Source organism: Flagellimonas aurea (genome assembly GCF_017313785.1).
Lineage (GTDB): Bacteria > Bacteroidota > Bacteroidia > Flavobacteriales > Flavobacteriaceae > Flagellimonas > Flagellimonas aurea.
The window spans coordinates 95,414-116,329 of the sequence record NZ_JAFLNL010000008.1 but is presented as its reverse complement, the minus strand read 5'-3'; the positions used below and the strand labels follow the sequence as shown (position 1 = coordinate 116,329).

At 41.3% G+C, this 20,916-nt stretch carries 33 protein-coding genes; 32 read left to right on the top strand and 1 reads right to left on the bottom strand.

Going from position 1 to position 20,916, the window contains the following annotated elements:
• Nucleotide 1 precedes the first annotated feature (1 nt).
• Nucleotides 2–3,244 carry a SusC/RagA family TonB-linked outer membrane protein gene (locus tag J0656_RS14225; protein ID WP_207035015.1) on the bottom strand — a complete coding sequence of 1,081 codons (3,243 nt, stop codon included), beginning with the start codon at nt 3,242–3,244 and terminating at the stop codon, nt 2–4.
• Nucleotides 3,245–3,760: 516 nt separating this feature from the next.
• On the opposite strand from J0656_RS14225, the gene rpsL reads away from it, so the two are divergent.
• The 32 genes from rpsL to rplQ all read left to right on the top strand — a co-directional run bounded on the left by rpsL (nt 3,761) and on the right by rplQ (nt 20,903).
• Complete coding sequence (rpsL, locus tag J0656_RS14220) at nt 3,761–4,135, top strand: 30S ribosomal protein S12 (protein ID WP_014032016.1); 375 nt, start codon at nt 3,761–3,763, stop codon at nt 4,133–4,135.
• Nucleotides 4,136–4,154: 19 nt separating this feature from the next.
• Nucleotides 4,155–4,631, top strand: a complete 477-nt coding sequence (gene rpsG, locus J0656_RS14215; RefSeq protein WP_127140093.1) for a 30S ribosomal protein S7 — start codon at nt 4,155–4,157, stop codon at nt 4,629–4,631.
• 8 nt (nt 4,632–4,639) lie between these two features.
• Nucleotides 4,640–6,766, top strand: a complete 2,127-nt coding sequence (fusA, locus tag J0656_RS14210; protein WP_207035013.1) for an elongation factor G — start codon at nt 4,640–4,642, stop codon at nt 6,764–6,766.
• Nucleotides 6,767–6,778: 12 nt separating this feature from the next.
• Entirely contained in the window at nt 6,779–7,084 is a 306-nt protein-coding gene (gene rpsJ, locus J0656_RS14205) for a 30S ribosomal protein S10 (RefSeq protein ID WP_108246808.1), read from the top strand.
• 168 nt (nt 7,085–7,252) lie between these two features.
• Complete coding sequence (gene rplC / locus J0656_RS14200; protein ID WP_207035011.1) at nt 7,253–7,876, top strand: 50S ribosomal protein L3; 624 nt, start codon at nt 7,253–7,255, stop codon at nt 7,874–7,876.
• Entirely contained in the window at nt 7,876–8,505 is a 630-nt protein-coding gene (gene rplD / locus J0656_RS14195) for a 50S ribosomal protein L4 (protein WP_207035009.1), read from the top strand. Before rplC ends, rplD begins: the two co-directional genes overlap by 1 nt.
• A gap of 7 nt (nt 8,506–8,512) precedes the next feature.
• Nucleotides 8,513–8,803 (top strand): 50S ribosomal protein L23, encoded by a 291-nt coding sequence (rplW, locus tag J0656_RS14190; RefSeq protein WP_108246811.1) that lies wholly within the window; start codon nt 8,513–8,515, stop codon nt 8,801–8,803.
• A 9-nt stretch (nt 8,804–8,812) separates the two neighbouring features.
• Nucleotides 8,813–9,637 carry a 50S ribosomal protein L2 gene (gene rplB / locus J0656_RS14185; protein ID WP_207035007.1) on the top strand — a complete coding sequence of 275 codons (825 nt, stop codon included), beginning with the start codon at nt 8,813–8,815 and terminating at the stop codon, nt 9,635–9,637.
• A gap of 11 nt (nt 9,638–9,648) precedes the next feature.
• Complete coding sequence (rpsS, locus tag J0656_RS14180) at nt 9,649–9,927, top strand: 30S ribosomal protein S19 (RefSeq protein ID WP_108246813.1); 279 nt, start codon at nt 9,649–9,651, stop codon at nt 9,925–9,927.
• A gap of 7 nt (nt 9,928–9,934) precedes the next feature.
• The gene (gene rplV, locus J0656_RS14175) at nt 9,935–10,342 is read left to right on the top strand and encodes a 50S ribosomal protein L22 (RefSeq protein ID WP_207035005.1); all 408 of its coding nucleotides are present in this window, start codon (nt 9,935–9,937) and stop codon (nt 10,340–10,342) included.
• Between the two features lie 10 nt (nt 10,343–10,352).
• Nucleotides 10,353–11,063, top strand: a complete 711-nt coding sequence (gene rpsC / locus J0656_RS14170; protein WP_108246815.1) for a 30S ribosomal protein S3 — start codon at nt 10,353–10,355, stop codon at nt 11,061–11,063.
• A 19-nt stretch (nt 11,064–11,082) separates the two neighbouring features.
• A complete protein-coding gene (gene rplP, locus J0656_RS14165) occupies nt 11,083–11,502 on the top strand; it encodes a 50S ribosomal protein L16 (protein WP_108246816.1) in 420 nt (139 codons plus the stop codon).
• Nucleotides 11,503–11,521: 19 nt separating this feature from the next.
• Complete coding sequence (gene rpmC / locus J0656_RS14160; RefSeq protein ID WP_108246817.1) at nt 11,522–11,713, top strand: 50S ribosomal protein L29; 192 nt, start codon at nt 11,522–11,524, stop codon at nt 11,711–11,713.
• Between the two features lie 13 nt (nt 11,714–11,726).
• A complete protein-coding gene (rpsQ, locus tag J0656_RS14155; RefSeq protein WP_100816200.1) occupies nt 11,727–11,984 on the top strand; it encodes a 30S ribosomal protein S17 in 258 nt (85 codons plus the stop codon).
• A 2-nt stretch (nt 11,985–11,986) separates the two neighbouring features.
• Complete coding sequence (gene rplN / locus J0656_RS14150) at nt 11,987–12,355, top strand: 50S ribosomal protein L14 (RefSeq protein ID WP_014032002.1); 369 nt, start codon at nt 11,987–11,989, stop codon at nt 12,353–12,355.
• Nucleotides 12,356–12,371: 16 nt separating this feature from the next.
• Nucleotides 12,372–12,683 carry a 50S ribosomal protein L24 gene (gene rplX, locus J0656_RS14145; protein ID WP_220113515.1) on the top strand — a complete coding sequence of 104 codons (312 nt, stop codon included), beginning with the start codon at nt 12,372–12,374 and terminating at the stop codon, nt 12,681–12,683.
• Between the two features lie 2 nt (nt 12,684–12,685).
• A complete protein-coding gene (rplE, locus tag J0656_RS14140) occupies nt 12,686–13,237 on the top strand; it encodes a 50S ribosomal protein L5 (protein WP_108246819.1) in 552 nt (183 codons plus the stop codon).
• A gap of 1 nt (nt 13,238) precedes the next feature.
• Complete coding sequence (gene rpsN, locus J0656_RS14135) at nt 13,239–13,508, top strand: 30S ribosomal protein S14 (protein WP_108246820.1); 270 nt, start codon at nt 13,239–13,241, stop codon at nt 13,506–13,508.
• Between the two features lie 18 nt (nt 13,509–13,526).
• Entirely contained in the window at nt 13,527–13,925 is a 399-nt protein-coding gene (rpsH, locus tag J0656_RS14130) for a 30S ribosomal protein S8 (RefSeq protein WP_207035003.1), read from the top strand.
• A 19-nt stretch (nt 13,926–13,944) separates the two neighbouring features.
• Nucleotides 13,945–14,487 carry a 50S ribosomal protein L6 gene (gene rplF, locus J0656_RS14125; protein ID WP_207035001.1) on the top strand — a complete coding sequence of 181 codons (543 nt, stop codon included), beginning with the start codon at nt 13,945–13,947 and terminating at the stop codon, nt 14,485–14,487.
• 11 nt (nt 14,488–14,498) lie between these two features.
• Nucleotides 14,499–14,852 (top strand): 50S ribosomal protein L18, encoded by a 354-nt coding sequence (gene rplR / locus J0656_RS14120; RefSeq protein ID WP_207034999.1) that lies wholly within the window; start codon nt 14,499–14,501, stop codon nt 14,850–14,852.
• A 6-nt stretch (nt 14,853–14,858) separates the two neighbouring features.
• Nucleotides 14,859–15,383 carry a 30S ribosomal protein S5 gene (gene rpsE, locus J0656_RS14115; RefSeq protein WP_176619618.1) on the top strand — a complete coding sequence of 175 codons (525 nt, stop codon included), beginning with the start codon at nt 14,859–14,861 and terminating at the stop codon, nt 15,381–15,383.
• A 12-nt stretch (nt 15,384–15,395) separates the two neighbouring features.
• Complete coding sequence (rpmD, locus tag J0656_RS14110) at nt 15,396–15,575, top strand: 50S ribosomal protein L30 (protein ID WP_108246825.1); 180 nt, start codon at nt 15,396–15,398, stop codon at nt 15,573–15,575.
• Nucleotides 15,576–15,588: 13 nt separating this feature from the next.
• Complete coding sequence (gene rplO / locus J0656_RS14105) at nt 15,589–16,041, top strand: 50S ribosomal protein L15 (protein WP_207034997.1); 453 nt, start codon at nt 15,589–15,591, stop codon at nt 16,039–16,041.
• An 11-nt stretch (nt 16,042–16,052) separates the two neighbouring features.
• The gene (gene secY, locus J0656_RS14100) at nt 16,053–17,396 is read left to right on the top strand and encodes a preprotein translocase subunit SecY (protein ID WP_207034995.1); all 1,344 of its coding nucleotides are present in this window, start codon (nt 16,053–16,055) and stop codon (nt 17,394–17,396) included.
• A gap of 3 nt (nt 17,397–17,399) precedes the next feature.
• Nucleotides 17,400–17,615, top strand: a complete 216-nt coding sequence (infA, locus tag J0656_RS14095) for a translation initiation factor IF-1 (RefSeq protein ID WP_014031991.1) — start codon at nt 17,400–17,402, stop codon at nt 17,613–17,615.
• Between the two features lie 4 nt (nt 17,616–17,619).
• On the top strand, nt 17,620–17,736 hold the full coding sequence (gene ykgO / locus J0656_RS14090; RefSeq protein WP_010519235.1) for a type B 50S ribosomal protein L36: 117 nt from the start codon (nt 17,620–17,622) through the stop codon (nt 17,734–17,736).
• Nucleotides 17,737–17,738: 2 nt separating this feature from the next.
• The gene (gene rpsM / locus J0656_RS14085) at nt 17,739–18,113 is read left to right on the top strand and encodes a 30S ribosomal protein S13 (RefSeq protein WP_207034994.1); all 375 of its coding nucleotides are present in this window, start codon (nt 17,739–17,741) and stop codon (nt 18,111–18,113) included.
• A 101-nt stretch (nt 18,114–18,214) separates the two neighbouring features.
• On the top strand, nt 18,215–18,607 hold the full coding sequence (gene rpsK / locus J0656_RS14080; RefSeq protein WP_108246829.1) for a 30S ribosomal protein S11: 393 nt from the start codon (nt 18,215–18,217) through the stop codon (nt 18,605–18,607).
• Between the two features lie 112 nt (nt 18,608–18,719).
• A complete protein-coding gene (gene rpsD / locus J0656_RS14075; protein ID WP_207034992.1) occupies nt 18,720–19,325 on the top strand; it encodes a 30S ribosomal protein S4 in 606 nt (201 codons plus the stop codon).
• 21 nt (nt 19,326–19,346) lie between these two features.
• Nucleotides 19,347–20,339, top strand: a complete 993-nt coding sequence (locus J0656_RS14070) for a DNA-directed RNA polymerase subunit alpha (protein WP_127023976.1) — start codon at nt 19,347–19,349, stop codon at nt 20,337–20,339.
• Nucleotides 20,340–20,399: 60 nt separating this feature from the next.
• Complete coding sequence (gene rplQ / locus J0656_RS14065) at nt 20,400–20,903, top strand: 50S ribosomal protein L17 (RefSeq protein ID WP_207034990.1); 504 nt, start codon at nt 20,400–20,402, stop codon at nt 20,901–20,903.
• The last annotated feature ends 13 nt before the right edge of the window (nt 20,904–20,916 follow it).

Here is a 20,916-nt window from a genome sequence, read left to right as displayed (position 1 = left end):
TTTAAAAGGTTGCTTTTACACTAAGTCCATATCTTCTGGAACTTGGACCGTTCAAGAAGTCGAAACCTTGTGAGTTACCAACGCCGGCACCTTGAATGTTAGGGTCAAAGTTCGCACCATCAGGTGTGTTGTAGGCGTCATACCAAAGGTTGAAACCTTGAGCGGTAATAGTCAAAGATCCAAAGGGAGTCCTGTCCAAGAATTTGCTTGGGAAAGTATATCCCAGTGAAAGCTCTTGCAAACGTATCACAGATGCGTCATAAACTTTCAATTCGGTTGGGCCAAAAAGAATGTTGTTGAAGTAATACGTGGAGTTGTTGATCTGCTTGTTGTTTATTTCCCCTGTACTTTGCGATACACCTGGTAGTATGTATGTGTCCTCTCTGTCCAAAGTTTCGGTGATAAGACCTCTACCAAGCAGTGTCCCAATTGTATTGGATACAATATCACCTCCTTTAATGTGATTGATCTGGAAGCCTAAATTCCAGTTTTTATAGGAAAAAGAGTTGATGAAGTTCATGATGTAATCAGGGTTTGGATTACCTATGATTGGTACGTTTCCGTTAATGTCCTGTTCCGTGGTTACATAATCACCACCGTCATCTACCAAGAAGTTACCATCGGCATCTCTTGCAATAGCGTCTCCGACAATCACACCTAGTTGCTCACCTTTTATAGCAGCATTACCACCTACGGACAAAGTTGAGCTACCTGCGTAAATAATGATGTCTTGTTCTTGTTCGGTTACTATGAATTTGTTTTTGGTAAAGTTTACCCTGGAATTCCAATTGAAACCATCACGATTTTCACTTGTGAACCAATCTATGCCCAAGTCAACCTCGATACCGTCTCCTTCAATCTTACCAACATTGCTTTGAGTGAAGGTGAAACCAGTAGATGGAGATAGAGGTTCGCGAACGATCAAGTCCTTTGTAGTTCTGTCAAAATAGGTAAAGTCCAGGGAGACCTTGTTTTTAAAGAATCTAGATTCAAAACCTACTTCGAATTCGGACAACAATTCCGGCTTTAAGTCCGGGTTTGCCTTGAAACCGGCAACTTGATTTGTGGTTACACCACCATCATCTCCGTATACCTGAGTATTTTGCTCAACAACACTTATCGTTGGATATCCCGTTGGGAAGGTTGCGGATTGTCCGATACCAGCCCTCAACTTAAGAAAGTTTAATCCGTTTTCCGACCTTAAACTGGAAAAAGCGGCAGTAGGTAGAAAGGATACACTTGCACTTGGGTAAGTTTGACTATTGTTCTTTGTGATAAGGTTAGAAACCCAATCCGTTCTTGTTGAAGCGGTCAAGAACAACATGTTATCATAGTCCAAGGTTGCTTGGCCCAATATACCTGCAATGTTTCTTCTTTGTGAGAATTGGATAGGTGATTGATTAGCATAGTTGTAATGTCTTTGAATGTCAAAAACAATTTGTCCGGTACTTGCAACACCTGATTGGTCAAATGTAGTGGAACGGGTAGTGGCACCAACGTTGAACGACATTCCAAGTTTCTCGGATAGGTCGTAGTTACCGTTCAAGGCCAAATAATGGTCCCAAATGGTGTTGTTGTTGTCATAAGTGTTTAAGAAACCGAAAATTGCATTGGTGAATGTTACCCCGCCTTTGTTAGAGTATTGTTCGTTCCTTTCGTTATAAAAATCCAGACCTGCCCTATAAACAAGGTTCAAGTTTTCATTAATGTCGTATTGAACTGATGCATTCCAAAATACACGGGTAGTTAACTGTGAAAATTTGGAATTGGCCGCCGTCCATCGCGGGTTAAGGATGTCGTTACCATTTCTGTAATAAACACTGGAGCCATCTATAGGATTTTGGAAAGGAAGTCCCATAAGATCCACACTCCTCGGGGTAAAGTAAACTGCACCGAACAAGGAGAAACCTGTGGAGCCGTTACCTTCACTCGCAGCAACCGGAGGTGAACTATAGTCTGTTCTGGAATAGTTCATGGCCCCGGACACTGTAAATTTGTTAGATAATTTGGATTTGCCACCTATGGAGATATTAGCCCTGGTCAACCCATTTCCAGGGATAAAACTTTGATCGTCCAAATATCCAAAGTTGGCATTAAATGTTGTGTTTCCGTCATCGGTAGCTCCATTAATGTTAACAGAGGTGGAGCTTACATAACCTGGTTTGAAAAATTCCTCAACGGAATCGTAGGGTTTCCATTCATATCGTGCGTCTTGTAGCTCTGGAAAGGCAGCCCTGGTGGCAGCAATTGAGGTTGTGCTGTAAGGGTGTGGGAGTGTTCCGTTTTCGTCTATAGCTGGTTGTCTTCCCCAGCCAGACAGCCCTTCTTTCTCAAAGCTTGGGCCCCAGTTACTGTAGAACCATCCAAAAGCTTGGTCAAAACCATTTCCGTATTCATCCTGATAGTCAGGCAAGGATGCAAATTCGTTCACGAAATACGATTGATTTACCGTTATTTCGGTCTTCTTGGCCCCGCCTGTTGCAGAACCTGCTTTTGTAGTAATCAAAATCACACCGTTTTTACCTTGCGAACCGTATAGTGTGGCTGCAGCAAGACCTTTTAAAACTTCAATTTTTGCGATGTTGTTGGGGTCCAAGTCCAAAAACCTGGAAGAACCAGTATTACCTGTTAGGAAGTTGGATCCTTGTCCGTTAATATCTTGTGCGTTGGTGTCACTACTAAAAGGTACACCGTCAACAACAAATAGAGCCTGGTTACTTCCGCTGAAGGAACTTAAGCCCCGTACAATAACGTTGGTCGCGGATCCAGACATACCACCTGCGGCTGTTATTTGAACACCTGAAGCTTTACCGGAAAGTACCCTGGCAACGTCACCTTCGGAACGGGATTCCAAATCCTCATCCTCTACCGAGGATACGGCAAATCCAAGGGCTTTCTTTTCTCTTTTAATACCCTGTGCAGTAACAACTACCTCTTCAAGAGCCTGAGTGTCTTCGACCATCTGTACGTCTACCACACTGCTTGCGCCGACAACTTTGGTAGAAGGACGCTGGCCTATGTAAGTAAACAGAAGAGTTTGTCCTTCACTTGCGGTAATTGCATAATTTCCATCGAAATCCGTTTGGGTGCCGGTAGTGGTCCCTTCAACGACAATGTTGACCCCAGGCAGCGGGAGGCCATCGGCATCCGTAACTGTACCTGTAATCGTCTTGTCCTGTGCATAGGATATATGCACAACAAACGCCAATAATAGCGTTAACAATCCATTAAGTTTTGTTCTCATTGTTAAATTATTTGAATTAGCTAATCGCTAAAATCATAATTTCATGTTAATAATCCAAACTAATTTTATAAAATCTTTAAGACTGGTTGTTTAAATGAAGTAACATCAAAAACATCAAGTTTGATTGATAACTATATAATTTAAAAGGGGTGTAATTGTTCTTATTGCAATATTTTTGATTTGACCCATAAATTAAGAGGGGTCGAGTCCAATAAGTTTGATTTGATGTTAGGTTTTGTCTTAAAGAATAAATGTAATAAAAAATGTTAGGGTAATGTTAAGAGTTTACTTCTTGTCTTAGTAACCCTATACCTTAATATATAGTGGTTATTTGCGTCCAAGAATTTTGCCTTTCAAAGGGGCATTTAATGTTGGTGTGAGTTATTTTTTTAAGACGGCTTTTATCTTTTTTTGCATTCTGCTTAAAATTAATTGCTTGGGATTTGAATTATTGGGAATTATCATTACATTTGCAGCCCTCAAAATGAGGGTTATTTAGTTTTTAAAAGGAATTTAATGCCAACAATTTCACAATTAGTACGAAAAGGAAGGGCCACGATTACCAAGAAGAGTAAATCGGCTGCTTTGGATTCGTGTCCTCAAAGAAGAGGGGTTTGTACGCGTGTTTATACTACTACACCAAAAAAACCAAACTCGGCAATGCGTAAAGTTGCAAGGGTAAGGTTGACCAATGGTAAAGAAGTGAACGCATACATCCCTGGTGAAGGACACAACCTCCAAGAGCACTCGATAGTATTGGTAAGGGGCGGAAGAGTAAAGGATTTGCCTGGTGTGCGATATCATATCGTTCGCGGTGCTTTGGATACCGCAGGTGTTGCGGGAAGAACCCAGCGACGATCTAAGTATGGTGCAAAGCGTCCTAAAAATTAATCATTTTTAAGAAAGAGAGATGAGAAAAAAGCAGGCAAAAAAGAGACCTTTATTACCGGATCCAAAGTTTAATGATCAGCTTGTTACGCGTTTTGTGAACATGATGATGTGGGACGGTAAAAAGTCAATTGCGTTCAAGATATTTTATGATGCAATTGAGATCGTTGACGAGAAAAATACTGACGAAGAAAAAACTGGATTGGAGCTTTGGAAAGACGCTCTTTCCAATGTAATGCCGCATGTTGAAGTTAGAAGTAGGAGAGTTGGTGGTGCTACATTCCAGATTCCAATGCAGATTCGTCCAGATAGAAAGATATCCACTGCCATGAAATGGTTGATCAGCTATTCAAGAAAGCGTAACGAGAAATCCATGGCGCAAAAATTGGCTGCCGAGATTTTGGCAGCTGCCAAAGAAGAAGGTGCGGCGGTGAAGAAAAGAGTAGATACACACAAAATGGCTGAGGCCAATAAAGCGTTCTCACACTTTAGATTCTAAACAATACAATGGGAAGAGATTTAAAATATACAAGGAATATAGGTATTGCAGCTCACATTGATGCTGGAAAGACAACTACTACAGAACGTATTCTTTTCTACACAGGTGTGAGTCACAAAATTGGGGAGGTGCACGATGGTGCGGCGACCATGGACTGGATGGAGCAAGAGCAAGAGCGCGGTATTACCATTACCTCTGCTGCTACAACATGTACTTGGAAATTCCCAATGGAGAATGCCAAGGATTTGCCAGATACAAAAGATTATCATTTTAACATTATCGATACTCCCGGACACGTTGATTTTACGGTAGAAGTAAACCGTTCCCTTCGTGTATTGGATGGGTTGGTGTTCTTGTTCAGCGCCGTTGATGGTGTTGAGCCTCAATCCGAAACCAACTGGAGGTTGGCTGATAACTATAAAGTGCCAAGAATCGGGTTCGTGAATAAAATGGACCGTCAAGGTTCTAACTTCCTTGCGGTTTGTAAGCAAGTTCGCGAAATGTTGGGGTCAAATGCCGTGCCGATTGTATTGCCAATTGGTGATGAGGCTGACTTTAAAGGAATCGTTGACTTGGCCAAAAACAGAGCTGTTGTTTGGCACGAGGATAACTTTGGTTCCACCTTTGATGTTGTTGATATCCCTGCAGATATGCAGGATGAGGTGAGAGAGTACAGGGCTGCATTGATAGAGGCTGTTGCCGAATATGATGAGGAGTTGATGGAGAAATTCTTCGAAGATGAAAACTCTATCACTGAAGAGGAAGTGCATGCTGCGCTACGTGCTGCGGTTATGGACAGAGCGATTATTCCAATGATTTGTGGTTCTTCCTTTAAAAATAAAGGAGTTCAGTTCTTGTTGGATGCGGTTTGTCGCTACTTGCCTTCACCTTTAGATAAGGATGATATTGTAGGTGTTAACCCTGATACGGAAAAAGAAGAAAGAAGAAAACCGGACCCAAAAGAGCCATTTGCTGCTCTTGCTTTTAAAATCGCAACTGATCCTTTCGTAGGTCGTTTGGCATTCTTTAGAGCGTATTCTGGTCGTTTGGATGCAGGTTCTTATATTTTGAACAACCGTTCAGGTAACAAAGAGCGTATTTCTCGTATCTATCAGATGCACTCCAATAAACAAAATGCCATCGATTTTATCGAGGCGGGAGATATTGGTGCTGCTGTTGGATTTAAGGATATCAAAACAGGGGATACCCTTTCAGATGAGAAACATCCGATAGTTTTGGAAAGTATGCAGTTTCCTGAGCCTGTAATCGGTATTGCCGTTGAGCCTAAAACTAAGGCGGATGTTGATAAATTGGGTATGGCTTTGGCTAAATTGGCCGAAGAGGACCCAACGTTCCAAGTAAAAACAGATGAGGCTTCAGGTCAAACCATTATTTCTGGTATGGGTGAGCTTCACTTGGATATTATTTGTGACCGTCTTAAGCGTGAATTTAAAGTTGATGTTACTCAAGGTCAGCCACAGGTGGAGTACAAAGAAGCTATTACTGGTACAGCTGATCACAGAGAAACTTATAAAAAGCAAACTGGTGGTCGTGGTAAATTCGCAGATATTGTATTTACTATGGAGCCTGCGGAGGAAGGTAAATCCGGACTTGAGTTTGTAAACGTTATAAAAGGTGGTAACATTCCTAAGGAATTTGTTCCATCTGTTGAAAAAGGATTCAGGGAGGCTATGAAGAATGGTCCTTTGGCCGGTTTCGAAATGGATTCCATGAAGATTACCCTTAAAGATGGTTCCTTTCACCCTGTGGATTCTGACCAACTTTCTTTCGAATTGGCTGCAAAATTGGGTTACAAGGTTGCTGCTAAGAAAGCAAGGGCTATTATAATGGAGCCAATTATGAAGTTGGAGGTTCTAACTCCAGAGGAAAACATGGGTGATATTGTAGGTGACTTGAACCGTAGAAGGGGTCAAGTGAACAGCATGTCAGATAGAGCAGGGGCAAAAGTTGTTAAGGCTGAAGTGCCATTATCCGAAATGTTTGGTTATGTTACTGCTTTGAGGACTTTGTCTTCAGGTAGGGCAACATCAACAATGGAATTTTCACATTATGCAGAGACTCCTTCCAATATTGCAGAGGAAGTGATCAAAGCAGCTAAAGGAGTAACCGCTTAATTTTTCAGCAAGATGAGTCAAAAAATTAGAATAAAATTGAAATCTTACGATCACAATTTGGTGGACAAATCTGCTGAAAAGATCGTGAAAACAGTAAAAACTACAGGTGCTGTGGTAACTGGACCAATTCCGTTGCCAACTCGTAAAAAAATATTTACAGTTTTGCGTTCACCTCACGTGAATAAAAAGGCTAGAGAGCAGTTTCAATTAAGCTCATACAAGAGGTTGTTGGATATTTACAGCTCTTCATCAAAAACTATCGATGCCCTTATGAAGCTTGAGCTTCCGAGTGGTGTGGAAGTTGAGATCAAAGTCTGATAAAATTTTTCCGCAAGCATTGCGGAGATTACATGTCCCCAACGATGGTTGGGGAAAAACGGAGAAAGAAAAGAATCTGGGTCAGAACAGAATTGTTTTCTTGACCCAATTTTTTTGCCAAGGAATTGGCTAACATTATAAAAAGTAAACAATTAATAATTAATAAATATGTCTGGGTTAATAGGTAAGAAAATCGGTATGACCAGCATTTTCGACGAGAATGGAAAGAACATTCCATGTACCGTTTTGGAGGCTGGGCCATGCGTGGTTACCCAAGTCAGAACCGAAGAGGTAGACGGGTACAAGGCCCTTCAGCTAGGTTTCGATGACAAGGCAGAAAAACGTGCTAACAAGGCCGAAACAGGTCACTACAAAAAAGCAGGTACTTCTCCTAAAAAGAAAGTCGTTGAATTCCATGGGTTTGAAGGGGAATACAAATTGGGAGATACAGTAGGTGTCGACCTTTTTCAAGAAGGAGAATTTGTTGATGTAGTAGGTACGTCAAAAGGTAAGGGATTCCAAGGTGTTGTAAAACGTCATGGTTTCGGTGGAGTTGGCCAAGCCACCCACGGTCAGCACAATAGATTGAGAGCCCCTGGTTCCATCGGTGCTGCTTCTTATCCATCCAAAGTTGTTAAAGGTCTTCGTATGGCTGGTAGAATGGGTGGTGACAGAGTTACTGTACAAAACTTAAGAGTATTGAAAGTGGTTCCTGAGAAAAATCTTTTGGTTGTTAAAGGATGTGTGCCAGGCCATAAAAATGCATATGTAACTATTCAAAGGTGGCAATAATGAAGGTAGCAGTTTTAGATATCAAAGGAAAAGAAACAGGTCGGAGCGTAGAGCTTTCTGACGATGTTTTCGCGATAGAGCCTAACGAGCATGCTATTTATTTGGATGTTAAGCAGTACTTGGCCCATCAAAGGCAAGGAACTCATAAGGCCAAAGAAAGAGCTGAGATCGCTGGTAGTACCAGAAAAATTAAAAAGCAAAAAGGTACTGGTACCGCAAGGGCTGGTAGTATCAAGTCACCTGTATTTAGAGGTGGAGGTAGGATTTTTGGTCCAAGACCTAAGGACTACACTCAAAAGTTGAACAAGAACATGAAGCGATTGGCTAGAAAATCAGCCTTGAGCTTGAAGTCCAAAGAGCAATCTTTAGTCGTGGTGGAAGACTTCAATTTTGAAGCTCCAAAAACCAAGGACTTCGTTAAATTCTTGTCTTCCTTGGGAATAGAAAATAAAAAGTCCCTTATTGTGTTGGGCGATTCAAATAATAACGTATATTTGTCGTCGCGTAATTTGGAACGTTCCGAAGTTGTAACTAACTCAGGATTAAACACTTACAAAATAGTTAATGCAACTAGTTTGGTGTTGACCGAAAGCGCTTTGGAAGGAATTGAATCGAACCTAAAGAAATAAGAGTATCATGAGTGTGTTGATAAAACCGATAATTACGGAGAAGATGACCGCCGATAGCGAGCTTTTCAATCGCTACGGGTTCTTTGTAAATCCAGCTGCTAATAAGTTGGAAATCAAAGAAGCGGTAGAGGCAACTTATGGTGTGTCTGTTGAAAAGGTAAGAACCATGAATTATGGTCCAACGCGTAAGAGTCGTTATACAAAAACCGGTATTCAGCATGGTAAAACAAATGCTATCAAAAAAGCAATTGTTGATGTAGCTGAAGGTGATATTATTGATTTTTACAGTAATCTATAAAGACGAGAAATGTCAGTTAGAAAATTAAAACCGATAACCCCTGGTCAGCGTTTTAGAGTAGTAAACGGATTTGACGCGATTACTACTGATAAGCCGGAGAAAAGCTTGCTTGCTCCGATCAAAAAGACAGGTGGTAGGAACAGTCAAGGAAAAATGACCATGCGTCACAAGGGTGGTGGTCATAAAAGAAGATATCGAATCATCGATTTCAAGAGGGATAAACAAGGGGTTGAAGCTACAGTTGTTTCAATTCAGTATGATCCCAATAGAACTGCATTTATCGCCTTGGTAGAGTACAAGGATGGTGAAAAAAGATATGTAGTTGCCCAAAATGGTTTGCAGGTAGGTCAGACTATCCAGTCTGGAACCGGGTCTGCTCCCGAAATTGGAAATGCACTTCCTTTGAGCGAAGTTCCATTGGGTACTATTGTTTCCTGTATTGAGTTGAGACCAGGTCAAGGTGCCATCATGGCGCGTAGTGCTGGAACATTTGCTCAATTAATGGCAAAGGACGGTAAGTTCGTAACCTTGAAATTGCCATCCGGTGAAACTAGAATGGTTTTGACTACTTGTTTGGCTACCATCGGTGCGGTTTCCAACTCTGACCACCAATTGCTTGTTTCTGGTAAGGCCGGTAGAAGCAGATGGTTGGGTAGAAGGCCAAGAACTAGACCTGTTGCAATGAACCCTGTTGATCACCCAATGGGAGGTGGTGAAGGTAGAGCTTCAGGAGGTCATCCAAGATCTAGAAACGGTATTCCTGCAAAAGGATTCAGAACCCGTTCCAAGACCAAGGACACCAATAGATATATCATAGAACGTAGAAAGAAATAAAAGAAAAGTAAATGGCACGTTCGTTAAAAAAAGGACCATACGTTCATTTTAGTCTGGAGAAAAAAGTCCAGACCAATATAGAATCAGGTAAGAAAACAGTTATCAAAACGTGGTCTAGAGCCTCTATGATAACGCCAGACTTTGTAGGGCAGACTATCGCAGTGCACAACGGAAGACAATTTGTTCCCGTTTTCGTTACTGAGAACATGGTTGGGCACAAATTGGGAGAATTTTCACCTACTAGATCTTTTAGAGGTCATGCAGGGGCTAAAAACAAAGGTAAAAAGTAAGTAAGCTATGGGAGTTCGTAAGAGAGAAATGGCCGAAAGGTTAAAAGAAGAGAAAAAGCAACTTGCTATTGCAAAGCTTAACAATTGCCCAACGTCTCCAAGAAAAATGCGTTTGGTCGCTGACTTGGTAAGAGGTAAGCGAATTGAGATGGCATTGGCTACCTTAAGGTTTAACCCTAAAGAAGCTTCTAGAAAGTTGGAAAAGCTTTTGCTATCCGCAATTGCTAACTGGGAGGCTAAAAATGAGGGTGCTGATATCGAAGCTGCTGATCTTTACATCAAGGAAATCCGTGTAGATGGAGGAACTATGTTGAAAAGATTGAGACCAGCTCCACAAGGAAGGGCACACAGAATCAGAAAGCGTTCCAATCATGTAACAATGATCTTGGAGGCCAATAACAACGTTGAAAGCTAGAAATTAGAATATGGGACAGAAGACCAATCCAATAGGAAATCGTTTAGGAATTATCAGAGGATGGGAATCCAACTGGTACGGAGGAAATGATTACGGCGATAAACTGGCTGAAGACGATAAGATCAGAAAATATATCCATGCGCGTTTGGCAAAAGCCAGTGTGTCAAGGGTAATTATCGAGAGAACCCTGAAGTTGATCACTATTACCATTACCACGTCTAGACCTGGTATCATTATCGGTAAAGGTGGACAAGAGGTTGATAAGCTTAAGGAGGAACTTAAGAAGATCACCAACAAAGAGGTTCAGATCAATATTCATGAAATTAAGAGACCTGAGCTTGATGCTAACTTGGTAGCTGCAAGTGTTGCAAGACAGATTGAGAGTAGGATTTCATACAGAAGAGCTATTAAGATGGCGATTGCAGCTGCAATGCGTATGAATGCCGAAGGTATCAAGATTCAGATTTCCGGACGTTTGAACGGTGCTGAAATGGCGCGTTCCGAATCTTACAAAGAAGGAAGGATTCCATTGTCTACTTTCCGTGCGGATGTAGATTATGCTTTGCACGAAGCTCATACTACTTACGGTAGATTAGGGGTTAAAGTGTGGATCATGAAAGGAGAGGTCTATGGAAAAAGAGAGCTTTCCCCATTGGTAGGATTGAGCACTGGTCAAGGAAAAAGCGGTAAGGATAATAAGAAACCACGCCGTAGAAAGTAATTAGATAAAGTAAGGTAAAATGTTACAGCCAAAAAGAACAAAATTTCGTAAGGCCCAGAAAGGGCGTATGAAGGGTATCTCCCAGAGAGGGCACCAACTTTCCAATGGAATGTTCGGTATCAAGTCCATGGATTCGCACTTCATTACTTCCCGTCAAATAGAGGCTGCACGTATCGCTGCGACAAGATACATGAAGAGACAAGGTCAATTGTGGATCAAAATATTCCCGGACAAGCCTATCACCAAAAAACCTCTTGAGGTACGTATGGGTAAAGGTAAAGGTGCTCCAGAATATTGGGTAGCCGTGGTAAAGCCGGGTAGAATCATGTTCGAGATTGCTGGTGTACCAAAGGATATTGCCCAAGAGGCCTTAAGGCTTGCAGCACAAAAACTTCCGGTTAAGACCAAGTTTGTTGTAGCAAGGGATTATTCCGCCTAATTTTTAATTGAGAAGAAAGATGAGACAATCAGAAATAAAAGAACTTTCAATTGAAGAGCTAAAGGAGAGATTGGCCGAGTTGAAAAAACAACATGCCGACCTTAAAATGGCACATGCCGTTACTCCTTTGGAAAATCCTTTACAGATCAGAAAGACTAGAAGGACGGTAGCAAGACTTGCAACTGAAATAACTAAAAGGGAATTACAATAATCGGTTCTGCCTTATGGAAAACAGAAATTTAAGAAAAGAAAGAATAGGCGTTGTTACCAGCAACAAAATGGAGAAATCGATAGTGGTTTCTGAGGTAAAAAGAATGAAGCACCCTATGTACGGGAAATTCGTTTTGAAGACCAAGAAGTATGTTGCCCACGACGAGAAGAACGATTGCAACGAAGGTGATACCGTCAAAATAATGGAAACACGACCATTGAGCAAAACAAAATGCTGGAGGTTGGTAGAAATCCTAGAAAGAGCTAAATAATTATGGTACAGCAAGAATCAAGATTAAGAGTTGCGGACAATACCGGTGCAAAAGAAGTTTTGACCATCCGCGTACTAGGAGGAACAAAAAGGAGATATGCTTCCTTGGGTGACAAAATAGTTGTTACCGTAAAAGAAGCTACTCCGAACGGTACTGTAAAGAAAGGTTCTGTGTCTACAGCAGTTGTTGTTAGAACAAAGAAAGAAGTGAGAAGACCTGACGGTTCTTACATCCGTTTCGATGACAACGCGTGTGTGTTGTTGAACCCAACCGGGGAGATGAGAGGAACTCGTGTATTCGGTCCTGTTGCCAGAGAGTTGAGGGACAGACAATTCATGAAGATTGTTTCATTGGCGCCTGAAGTGCTATAAAAGAAATATCAGAAAGATGAAGTTGAAAATAAAAACAGGGGATACGGTAAGAGTCATTGCGGGAGACCACAAGGGCAGTGAAGGTAAAGTGCTTCAAGTAGACCGTGAAAAGAACAAAGCTATCGTGGAAGGCGTCAATGAGGTGTCCAAACACGAAAAGCCAAGTGCGAACAATCCTCAAGGAGGCATAACTAAAAAGGAAGCTCCAATGCATATTTCCAATCTTTCCTTGATTGATCCAAAATCTGGCGAGGCAACTCGTGTTGGATACGAAGTAAGGGATGGAAAGAAAGTAAGGGTTTCTAAAAAATCCAATGAAGTAATTTAGTCATGAGTTATATTCCAAGATTAAAGCAAGAATATAAGGAGCGCGTGATCAAGGCGCTAACGGAAGAGTTTGGTTACAAGAATGTAATGCAGGTTCCTAAGTTGCAGAAAATAGTAGTGAGCCGAGGAGTCGGTGCTGCTGTTTCAGATAAAAAGCTTATCGATCATGCCGTGGACGAGCTGACCAATATCACAGGTCAAAAGGCGGTAGCTACGCTTTCAAAGAAAGACGTTGCAACCTTTAAACTGAGAAAAGGTATGCCGATTGGTGCTAAAGTGACATTGAGAGGTGAGCGCATGTACGAATTTTTGGATAGATTGATCACAAGTGCACTTCCAAGGGTGCGTGATTTCTCTGGAGTTAAAGCCACTGGTTTCGACGGGAGAGGTAACTACAACTTAGGTGTTACCGAACAAATCATCTTTCCAGAAATCAATATCGATAGAATTAACAGAATCAATGGGATGGACATTACGTTCGTTACTTCCGCTGAAACTGATAAGGAAGCAAAATCATTGTTAACCGAACTGGGAGTACCCTTTAAAAAGAACTAGTATGGCCAAGGAATCAATGAAAGCCCGCGAAAGAAAAAGGGCTAAAATGGTAGAAAAATACGCCGAAAAAAGAAAGGCGCTAAAGGAAGCGGGAGATTATGAGGCTTTGCAAAAGTTGCCTGTAAATGCATCTCCAGTTCGTATGAGGAACCGTTGTAAACTAACTGGTAGACCTCGTGGTTACATGAGAACTTTTGGTATATCAAGGGTAATGTTCAGGGAAATGGCCAACAAAGGTTTGATTCCTGGTGTTAAAAAGGCAAGTTGGTAATTTAGATAAAGAAAAGAAATGCTTACAGATCCAATTTCAGATTATTTGACCAGATTGAGAAATGCCAACAAGGCAGGTCATAGGGTTGTAAATATCCCAGGTTCCAATCTAAAGAGACAAATTACCAAAATATTGTTCGACCAAGGATATATTTTGAGCTATAAGTTCGAGGAGAATGAAGTGCAAGGGAACATTAAAATCGCCCTTAAGTATGATAAATTCACCAAGGAGCCTATCATAAAAAAATTGCAGAGGGTTAGTAAACCAGGTCTGCGTAAATATTCAAACTCAAACGATTTGCCTAGAGTATTGAACGGTTTGGGAATTGCCATCATATCAACTTCTCACGGAGTTATGACGAGCAAACAAGCTCAACAAGAGAACGTAGGTGGTGAAGTTTTGTGCTACGTATATTAATTGAGAAAAGAGAAGAAAAATGTCTAGAATAGGTAACAGTCCAGTTAAAATTCCTGATGGAGTCAGTATAGAAGTGAAGGATTCCATGGTTACTGTAAAAGGTAAACTAGGTGAGCTTTCGCAAGAGTTTTCAGGGATAGACATAAAAGTCGAGGACGGAAATGTTGTTTTGGAAAGACCTTCCGATGACAACGAACATAAAGCAAAACATGGTTTATACCGCGCTCTTATCAATAATATGGTAGAAGGTGTGACCAATGGTTGGACCAAGCAATTGGAACTTGTAGGTGTTGGTTATAGAGCCAGCAATCAAGGTCAAAAGTTGGATTTGGCCCTTGGATTCTCTCATAACATTATCTTGGACATTGCTCCAGAGGTGAAGATTGAGACTATCTCCGAAAAAGGGAAAAACCCTATCGTAAAACTAACATCTCACGACAAGCAATTGGTAGGTCAAGTGGCCGCCAAGATCAGATCCTTCCGTAAGCCAGAGCCTTACAAAGGAAAAGGTGTGAAGTTCGTAGGAGAACAATTAAGAAGAAAAGCAGGTAAATCAGCTTAATAATTAAGACTATGGGATTATCTACTACTGAAAGGAAATTACGCATCCGAAGAAGAATTCGAAAAGTATCCTTCGGAACTGAAGCAAGACCAAGGTTGTCTGTCTTCAGAAGCAATAAAGAAATATACGCCCAGTTGATTGACGACAATAAAGGTGTAACTTTGGCGGCAGCTTCATCCAGAGATAAGGATGTCGATGCCAAAGGAACAAAGTCCGAAATCGCGACCAACGTGGGTAAGGCCATAGCCGAGAAGGCCCTTAAGCTTGGTGTTGAAGCCGTGGCTTTTGATAGGGGAGGAAACCTATATCACGGAAGAGTAAAATCGTTGGCTGAAGGCGCTAGGGAGGCCGGACTAAAATTTTAATAGACTATGTACCAGAATTACAAAAACGTAGAGATAGTAAAGCCAGGTGGACTGGAGTTGAAAGACCGTTTGGTTGGAGTACAAAGGGTTACCAAGGTAACAAAAGGTGGTAGAGCCTTTGGTTTTTCAGCAATAGTTGTTGTTGGTGATGAAAACGGAGTAGTTGGACATGGTTTGGGTAAATCCAAAGAGGTTGCCACAGCTATCGCCAAGGCAATCGAGGATGCTAAAAAGAACTTGGTTCGTATACCTTTGACAAAAGCAACACTTCCTCATGAACAAAAAGGAAAGTTCGGAGGCGCAAGGGTATTCATCAAGCCAGCATCGCATGGTACCGGGGTAATCGCCGGTGGAGCAGTGAGAGCCGTATTGGAAGCAGTTGGAGTACATGACGTACTTTCTAAGTCCCAAGGATCTTCAAACCCGCACAACGTGGTAAAAGCAACTTTCGATGCTTTGTTGCAATTGAGAAGCGCTGACACCGTAGCGAAGCAAAGAGGAGTTTCCTTGGAAAAAGTCTTTAAAGGATAAATAGAGGATATTATGTCAAAGATTAAGGTTAAGCAAATAAAGAGCGGCATTAAAAAGCCACAAAACCAAAAAAGAACTTTGGAAGCTCTTGGACTGAAAAAAATCGGACAGGTAGTTGAACACGAAGCAACACCTAGTATCCTTGGAATGGTAAATAAGGTAAAACACTTGGTTTCCACAGAGGAAGCTTAAAATATAAAGGCACATGGATTTGAATAATCTTAAACCAGCGGATGGCGCTGTGCACAGAGAAGGAAAACGTGTAGGACGTGGAGAAGGTTCCGGTAAAGGAGGTACTTCTACCCGTGGACACAAAGGAGCCAAGTCTAGATCTGGATATTCCAAAAAGATTGGTTTCGAAGGTGGTCAGATGCCATTGCAAAGACGCGTACCCAAGTTTGGTTTTACCAACATCAACAGAAAAGAGTACACAGGAATCAATTTGGGTAAACTTCAAGAATTGGTGGACAAAGGAACCGTAAAAAGCGAAGTTACTCTGGAAACCCTTATCGAGAATGGATTGGCCCACAAAAATGATTTGGTAAAGATATTGGGCGATGGCGAATTGAAGGCCTCCCTTAAAGTATCTGTACATAAATTTACTGCTTCCGCAAAAGCTGCCATCGAGTCAGCAGGAGGTGAAGCAATAAGTTTATAAGAAGTTATAGCATGAAGAAATTTATTGAGACCATATCAAATATCTGGAAGATAGATGAACTGAGACAACGTATTATCCTAACATTGGGATTATTATTGGTGTACCGATTCGGTGCCCAAGTTGTACTTCCTGGTATTGATACCGCCCAATTGGCCCAATTATCCTCGCAGACCGAAAATGGAATCTTGGGTATTCTGAATGCTTTTACAGGTGGTGCTTTTGCGAATGCTTCGGTATTCGCTTTGGGTATTATGCCCTATATCTCCGCTTCCATTGTGGTTCAGTTGATGGGAATTGCGATTCCTTATCTCCAAAAACTGCAAAAAGAAGGTGAGAGTGGTAGAAAGACCATCAACCAGATTACCCGTTGGTTAACAATAGGTATCTGTATAGTTCAAGCCCCTGCCTATTTGTACGGTCTTGGTGCCCTTGGTGTACCGGACAGTGCATTTGTGTTGGGCAAAGGGTTGGATTTTATCGTTCCAGCTGTTATTATATTGGTAACAGGATGTGTGTTTGCCATGTGGTTGGGTGAGAAAATTACCGATAAGGGAATTGGAAATGGTATCTCCCTTTTGATTATGGTGGGCATCATCGCTACGTTGCCACAAGCATTTGCTCAGGAATTCGTCTCAAGAACTACCAACAATACTGGTGGAATCATGTTTATGTTGATTGAAGTGATTGTTTGGTTCTTGGTAATCTTAGCCAGTGTTTATTTGACCATGGCTGTAAGACAGATTCCGGTACAATACGCAAGAAGGACAGCTTCTGGGGGATATGAAAAGAACGTAATGGGAGCACGTCAGTACATTCCTTTAAAATTGAATGCATCTGGTGTAATGCCCATTATCTTTGCGCAGGCAATTATGTTTGCACCAAGTTTGATAGGAAGAACATTTAATGATACAGCTGCAGGTCAGTGGATGGAAGTACAGTTTGCCGATATATTCGGGTTGGCTTACAATATCCTATTTGCAGTGTTGATCATCATATTCACATACTTCTATACAGCAATCACAGTGCCGACCAACAAAATGGCCGATGATTTGAAAAGAAGTGGCGGTTTTATCCCTGGCATACGCCCTGGGAAGGAAACAGGAAATTATTTGGACAAAATCATGTCCTTGATTACATTACCAGGATCCATCTTTTTGGCCTTGTTGGCAGTATTGCCAGCAATCGTTGTAAAATTGATGGACGTACAGGCCGGATGGGCATTGTTTTATGGAGGAACATCACTATTGATTATGGTAGGTGTGGCCATAGACACTGTACAACAAGTAAATTCTTATTTGTTGAACAGGCATTACGACGGCTTGATGAAAACCGGTAAAAACAGAAAAGTAGCATAATTTATGGCAAAGCAGCCAGCAATAGAACAAGACGGGACTATTATTGAAGCATTGTCTAATGCAATGTTCAGGGTAGAATTGGAAAATGGGCACGTGGTAACGGCGCACATATCAGGGAAAATGCGTATGCACTATATTAAGCTGCTTCCCGGTGATAAAGTAAAGTTGGAGATGAGTCCATACGATTTAACAAAAGCAAGAATTACGTATAGATACTAGTTACATGAAAGTAAGAGCATCAATAAAGAAGAGAAGTGCCGACTGCAAGATTGTTCGCAGAAAGGGCAGATTGTATGTAATCAACAAAAAGAATCCTAGATTTAAACAAAGACAAGGGTAATTATGGCAAGAATTGCAGGGGTAGATATACCTAAACAAAAGCGTGGCGTTATTTCGCTTACCTACATCTTCGGTATAGGTAAAAGTAGGGCGCAAGAAATTTTGGCAGCAGCCCAAGTAAGTGAAGATACCAAGGTTTCCGATTGGACCGATGATGAAATTGGTAAAATCAGGGAAGCGGTTGGAGCTTACACGATTGAAGGAGAGCTTCGCTCAGAAACCTCAATGAACATAAAACGTTTGATGGACATCGGTTGTTACCGTGGAATTCGTCACAGAGCAGGATTGCCATTGAGAGGTCAACGTACCAAAAATAACTCTAGGACTAGAAAAGGAAAAAGAAAAACGGTTGCTAACAAGAAAAAGGCAACTAAATAATAAGAACATAGTCATTAGTATTTAGACGTTAGAAGAATCTGTTTGAAATGTAAAAGTCTAGGATTCCAATAACTAAGAGCTAACACTAGAAACTAAAAAATATGGCAAAAACAAGTAAAACTACAACCAAGAAGCGCAAAGTAGTAGTAGATGCTACAGGAGAGGCGCACGTTGTAGCATCTTTCAACAACATCATTATTTCTCTTACCAATAAGAAAGGTGATGTTATTTCATGGTCATCTGCAGGAAAAATGGGATTCCGTGGTTCAAAAAAGAACACTCCCTACGCAGCTCAGGTTGCAGCAGAAGATTGTGCAAAGGTTGCTCATGAAGCAGGCTTGAGAAAAGTGAAGGTTTATGTAAAAGGACCAGGTAACGGTAGGGAATCTGCCATTCGTTCCATTCACAACTCAGGAATCGAGGTAACAGAGATCGTAGATGTTACTCCACTACCGCACAATGGTTGTAGACCTCCTAAAAGAAGAAGAGTTTAATTATCAATTATAATGTTTAACGGCCCCCTAAAAAGGGTCTTCACCCGAAGGTGCAGTTAGATTATCGAAGGATAAGCCTTAATTCATAATCGCACTTTCAAACCAAAAGAAGATGGCAAGATATACAGGACCAAAAACAAAAATCGCTAGAAAATTTGGAGAAGCGATTTTCGGAGACGATAAGTCATTCGAAAAGAAAAATTACCCTCCAGGACAACACGGAAACAACAGACGCCGTGGTAAAAAGTCTGAATATGCAATCCAGTTGATGGAGAAGCAAAAAGCAAAGTACACTTATGGTATTTTGGAGAAGCAATTCCGTAACCTATTTGCCGAGGCAAAAAGAAAAGAAGGAGTTACCGGTGAAATCTTGCTTCAATTATGTGAATCACGTTTAGACAACGTGGTTTTCAGAATGGGAATTTCCCCATCAAGAAGAGGTGCACGCCAATTGGTATCGCACCGTCATATTACTGTAAACGGAGAGGTAGTTAACATTCCATCTTACTCGCTAAAAGCTGGCGATGTTGTTGGTGTTAGGGAAAAATCCAAATCCGTACAATCCATCGTGGATTCATTGGCTAACAATAGCAGTGTTTACGAATGGATTACTTGGAACTCTGAAAAGAAAGAAGGTACTTATGTAGCTGTTCCAGAAAGGCTTCAGATTCCTGAGAATATCAAGGAGCAACTGATAGTCGAATTATACTCTAAATAAGAATTCAACATTAATCCAATTATGGCATTACTTAATTTTCAGAAGCCCGATAAAGTTATAATGATCGATTCAACAGATTTCGAGGGGAAATTCGAATTTCGTCCCTTGGAACCTGGATATGGATTAACAGTTGGGAATGCGCTGAGAAGGGTTTTGCTTTCCTCTTTGGAAGGTTTTGCCATCACTTCTGTGCGCATAGATGGAGTTGAACATGAGTTTTCTGTTATCCCAGGCGTTGTTGAAGACGTTACCGAAATTATCCTGAACCTTAAACAAGTTAGGTTCAAAAGACAGATTGATGATGTTGAGAGCGAAACTGTGTCTATTTCCGTTAGCGGAAAAGAGCAGATGACTGCCGGTGACTTCCAAAAGTTCATCTCAGGATATCAAGTGCTGAACCCAGACTTGGTAATCTGTAACATGGACCCCAAGGTGAGCATTAACATGGAAATCGTTATAGAAAAAGGTCGTGGTTATGTTCCTGCGGAGGAAAACAAAAAATCCAATGCCCCATTGGGAAGCATTGCGGTGGATTCTGTTTACACTCCTGTAAAGAATGTAAAATATAGCATCGAGAACTATAGGGTAGAGCAAAAGACCGATTATGAAAAATTGGTTTTCGAAATCATCACTGATGGTTCCATTCACCCAAAAGATGCGTTGACCGAGGCCGCTAAAGTCTTGATTCACCACTTTATGTTGTTCTCCGATGAGCGTATCACCCTTGAGGCTGATGAAATTGCTCAGACTGAGACCTACGATGAGGAATCATTGCACATGCGTCAGTTGTTGAAGACCAAATTGGTAGACATGGACTTGTCCGTAAGGGCTTTGAACTGTCTTAAAGCTGCTGAAGTTGACACTTTGGGAGATTTGGTTTCCTTCAATAAGAACGATTTGATGAAATTCAGAAACTTCGGTAAAAAATCATTGACCGAATTGGAAGAATTGGTCATAAACAAAGGCCTACAATTTGGTATGGACCTTTCCAAATACAAATTAGATAAAGATTAATAATCATATTTTGCTCTCTCTGTAAAACGGGATTTGGTAGCAAGATGATAACTTAGAACAATGAGACACGGAAAGAAGTTTAATCACTTAGGTAGAACAGCTGCCCACAGAAAGGCAATGTTGGCCAACATGGGAAGTTCCCTAATTGAGCATAAAAGAATCAATACCACGGTTGCAAAGGCCAAGGCGTTGAAAAAGTTTATTGAGCCCTTGATCACAAAAGCAAAGGTCGAGAACAATCAGACTACCGAAAAAGGTACGCACAACAGAAGGGTTGTATTCAGCAATTTAAGAAGCAAGGAAGCTGTGACTGAATTGTTCAGCACTGTTGCGGAGAAAGTTGGTGACAGACCAGGTGGTTATACAAGAATCATTAAATTGGGTAACCGATTGGGAGATAACGCTGACATGGCGATGATCGAGTTGGTAGATTTCAACGAGCTTTACAACGCAGGTAAGCCCAAGAAGAAGTCGACCAGAAGAAGTAGAAGAGGAGGCGGAGCCAAGAAAGCTGAAACACCAGCTCCAGCGGCTGAAACCAAAACTGACGATTCTGAAGAATAAGAAGAATGTTATT